This window comes from Streptomyces sp. NPDC058000, from assembly GCF_042886435.1.
Lineage (GTDB): Bacteria > Actinomycetota > Actinomycetes > Streptomycetales > Streptomycetaceae > Streptomyces.
Genome location: NZ_JBHVQS010000129.1, coordinates 1 through 3,674, shown reverse-complemented (window position 1 = coordinate 3,674; position 3,674 = coordinate 1). Strand labels below are relative to the sequence as shown.

Sequence of the window (3,674 nt, the reverse complement as noted above, 5' to 3'; positions counted from 1 at the left end):
GCCGGGGCGGGATTTTCCCCCCGCATTGGGCACACGTATCCGTCATTCGTTCACGGCATCCTTCGCCTCGGCCTGGTCTGCCAGCCCCTCCAACGTCTGGGCAATGAAGGTCAACGTGTCTGCATCGAGCTGCCAATCACGCTCATGCACCGCGTCTAAATCGCTATCCCCAGACCGGCCGATCTGCTCTAAAAACTCCACGACTTGAGAGAGAACATGCGCACTCTCCCGTGCCCGGATAGCCACGTCCAGAGGGTCTGCTGCGCCAAGATCGTTCAGGATTGCGCCGGTTTCTGAGGTCAAAGGTCCGTGAGTCATGCCCCCATTATAACGAACGTTCGTTATAAATGTCGGACTTTCGACCACTTCCACTCCGCCGAAGCGCGTCACGCAGCGCATCTCGAATGCGCCCTAGAAGGATCTCCGGGACGCAAAAGTGGCTCAACCTGCGCCCTCGCGGGGCCCCTTGTCGGGAAAGACATCAGCCGGTAGCAAATATGAAGATGTGAATTTTGGGGAGCCGCTGAGGGGATTGTCGCGCCCCCGTTTTCGCCGTTTTCCGCACTATTTTTGCACGCTAAAACGCGCTGACCTGCGAAGCAGCACTTTAGTGCATGAGGTGTGTGGTTAGTTTTCCCCTCGGAGAGGGCGAGCGCGCGAAGCGCTTTAGGCGATGGATGATTTTCCTTCCTGAGCAAGTGAGCGCGCAGCGGTCACGCGCTAGCCCGTGGCAAGAAATGCGCTGTGCGCGTTTTTAAGCGATTAAAGCCCCGGGAGGCGACCAAGTCCCCACACGAACCGTCTCAAGCGCCCTACGGCGCTCCTGGGCGCTATGCGCGCCCCCTTCCCGACTGACGGGCGGGGAGCAAGTGACACCTGCGTCGCCGAGCGCGGTGTGGCCACGCGCCTCGCTTACGGCATGACCCGTCTCGAAAGTCGCCGGGAGAAAAATAAAAACCCCTCTCCCCGACACGGTGTAAACATTGTTTACACCTACCGAAGCGAGAGGAAACTTTTCATGGCCACCAACCAGAAGAACCCCGCCGGACGCGGCCCCGTGGTCTCCGTGCGCCTAGAGCCGGAGCTGATCGAGCGCCTGGACGCGCTCGCCGAGCGCACCAAGCGATCACGTGGAACCTATCTCCGCATGGCGCTGTGGGCGGCGCTGCCGGAGCTGGAACGGATCCACTGGGAGCAAGCTGCCGCCGATTTCGAGGAGCTAGCGATCAAGGATGCGTTCGAGGAGATCACCCAGCAGCTGATGGACGAAGCCAGCAAGCTCCGGAAGTCTGACTGAGGGAAAAGTTAAACAACGGTCTGTTTGTTAGACGCTCCAGCCATGATGTTTTTAGAAGCAGTAAGTGATCTTTTACTGGCTGGCGCGGGCGGATTCTTGGGTAGCCTCTGGGCTGACCCAGAGCGAACGATTGAATCGTGGCGAGCGTTCCTCCGCAGGGACGAGGACGAGTAGCCAGCCGTCAGTGGCGGAGAGTTCCACAGTTGCAGCTGTCCGCCCTGACCGCCAGGCACTTTAAGTCAGACTCCCGCTATGAGTTATTTATTTGAGGCAGTAGCTGGAGTAGCAGTTGCAACCCTGAGTGGGTTCCTGGGAGCGTTCGTTGCAGACCCAGAGCGAACGGTGAGTTCATGGAGAAAGTTCATACGCAAGGAAGAAGATGAGTAGAGCTTCAGGGACCGACCGCTACCCCTACGGGGTGGGAACCGTTATCTGCTGACGGCTCCGCCAATTAATTTTCAGGCACTTGGTCGGCCACGTATCCGGGAGATTCCTAGAGCTTTTCTCAGCTCATTGACGCGCCTCACTGACAGGCCTAGCTCCGTTGCGACTTCTTTGCTTGTGGGGTCATAACCGTGGCGCTTGCACTCGGAAACGTAAGCCAGGACCCGGCCTTTGTTCTCGTCTGTGCTGAATGTACGTAGCTCGTTTGCTCGGGCTAAACGCTCCCGAGTCTGGCGAGCGTAGTCGCTTTCTGGGTCCGCCCATCTGCGTGCATTCGAGGTGGCTGCGCCTCTGCGTCCCATGGTGGCCAGGGCTTTCCTGCCCCGGCTGCTCTGGGTCTGTGTGCTCCTGGCGCTCACCGTGGGCTGGCCTTTAGCGACGTAGGCGCGCACACGACGGGCCATCGTCTGACGATCACGCATGGCAGGCAGATCCGGCTCACGCCCATCAGCCCCCACCGCCTGGGCGACGTTGTAGGCACGCTCATACGCATCGATGATCTTGGTGTCTTTCAGGCGTTCACCTGCGGCTTTAAGCTGATACCCCACGGTCAACGCATGGCGAAACGCCGTCTCATCACGCGCTGCACGCCCCTCTGCGGCCCACAACACCCGCACCCCGTCAATGAGATCACCTGCTGCCTCCAGCGCCGTAGGCAGCGTGGCGTCGTCCGCGCCAAGCGCTTTGGCCTCTGCGGTGGCTTTCCTCGCGGCTTCGATCCGTGCCCGACCGCTGGAAAACTCCTGGTGAGCAGTGCTATCTGGCTTTTTTGATCCGGTCATCGTGCGGGCTACCTCCATCAGCTCAGCAAGCGTATCGACTCGATTGTGCTGGCAGTGCCAGGAGTACGCGGTCGGATCATCAGAGACATGCAGCGGCCACCGGCTCAACCGGTGGGAAAATGCCTGGTCAGCGCCGAACACACGGGTCATTTCCTCGGTGGTGGCCGCTAGCAGGCGGGTGTTCGGACTGGTGGTGCCCTCGGCGGCGAACACCGGGTCAATGCACCAGATGAGCTGGCACTTTCCCGACAACGGGTTCACCCCGATCCAGGCCGGCGCTTTCTCCACCAGTGCCCAGCGCTCCAAGGTGGCGTAGACCTGCGGGTGAAGGTGCTCGATGTTCCCGCCGGCCTGGTGGCTGGGGATGTCGATGTCTAAGACCAGCACCGCTGAGCGCTGCGGGTGGGTCAGGGCGACGTACTGGCACCGGGAAAGCGACCGGGTGCCGACTCGGTGCAGCTTGGGGCGGGTTTCTCCGGTCTCGGGGTCTTTGACCCAGGCCGCGGAGAAGTCCCGGGTGGGGCACCCGTGAAACATGCTGCGATCTAAATGGGCCAGGAACTCGGTGGCGTCTTGGTGGTTCCAACCCCGGGAGCGTAAAGCCAGCTCAGGGTGGGTGTCGAACAGATCCGTGGAGTAATTCCACGCATCTGCTGTGTATGTGCCTGGCGAATCCGCTAAGGTCATTTTTGAGTGCTTTCTCCCAGCTGATGACTGGGGGTTAGCCGACGCCTCGACAGTTACAGCTGTCGGGGCGTTCAACATTTTTCAGGTATTGGTGCAGCTTATCGTGTCTTGGGAGCGAAGGAGCGTTTAACTGCTCGACGGGTTTTCCGATTGGAAGACGATGCCGGGGCAGCGCCTTGTTGAGCCGCGTTCACCAGGGCGGATGCGGCATTAACCAGCGGGCGCAGCGAGGCTGGCACGTCCCCTCGATCGCGGATGATCCGGGTGGTGGCCTCCAGCTCCTGGACGATCTCGGCCAAGGTTTCTTGCGGGGTTTTCAGATCGAGTGCGGCCTGGAGACGTGCGGCTTCGACCTCCTGGGCGTGGCGCTGGCGCGCGCGTTCGCGGCTCGCTGCCGCCCGACAAGCATCCGAGCAATACTTTGCCCTGCGTCCGCGTGGGTCAGGCCGTGGCGGGATTTCCCC

General features: G+C 60.9%; 3 protein-coding genes and 1 pseudogene. 1 reads left to right on the top strand and 3 read right to left on the bottom strand.

Annotated features, from left to right (window positions below; genetic code table 11):
• Nucleotides 1-42: 42 nt before the first annotated feature.
• A complete protein-coding gene (locus ACFVT2_RS43255; RefSeq protein WP_290280305.1) occupies nt 43-318 on the bottom strand; it encodes a hypothetical protein in 276 nt (91 codons plus the stop codon).
• 700 nt (nt 319-1,018) lie between these two features.
• Between ACFVT2_RS43255 and ACFVT2_RS43250 the strand changes: the two genes are divergently transcribed.
• The gene (locus ACFVT2_RS43250; RefSeq protein ID WP_290280303.1) at nt 1,019-1,297 is read left to right on the top strand and encodes a ribbon-helix-helix protein, CopG family; all 279 of its coding nucleotides are present in this window, start codon (nt 1,019-1,021) and stop codon (nt 1,295-1,297) included.
• Between the two features lie 458 nt (nt 1,298-1,755).
• Here ACFVT2_RS43250 and ACFVT2_RS43245 read toward each other — a convergent pair whose 3' ends face one another.
• Together ACFVT2_RS43245 and ACFVT2_RS43240 are read right to left on the bottom strand one after the other, a co-directional pair.
• Nucleotides 1,756-3,210 (bottom strand): replication initiation protein, encoded by a 1,455-nt coding sequence (locus ACFVT2_RS43245; RefSeq protein ID WP_390027975.1) that lies wholly within the window; start codon nt 3,208-3,210, stop codon nt 1,756-1,758.
• Between the two features lie 98 nt (nt 3,211-3,308).
• Nucleotides 3,309-3,674: pseudogene (locus ACFVT2_RS43240) on the bottom strand (hypothetical protein); the annotation flags it as partial.

What these genes read in the sequence shown, in the direction of transcription:
- ACFVT2_RS43255 (WP_290280305.1), bottom strand. Translation starts at nt 318, where the DNA reads ATGACTCACGGACCTTTGACCTCAGAAACCGGCGCAATCCTGAACGAT.
- ACFVT2_RS43250 (WP_290280303.1), top strand. Translation starts at nt 1,019, where the DNA reads ATGGCCACCAACCAGAAGAACCCCGCCGGACGCGGCCCCGTGGTCTCC.
- ACFVT2_RS43245 (WP_390027975.1), bottom strand. Translation starts at nt 3,210, where the DNA reads ATGACCTTAGCGGATTCGCCAGGCACATACACAGCAGATGCGTGGAAT.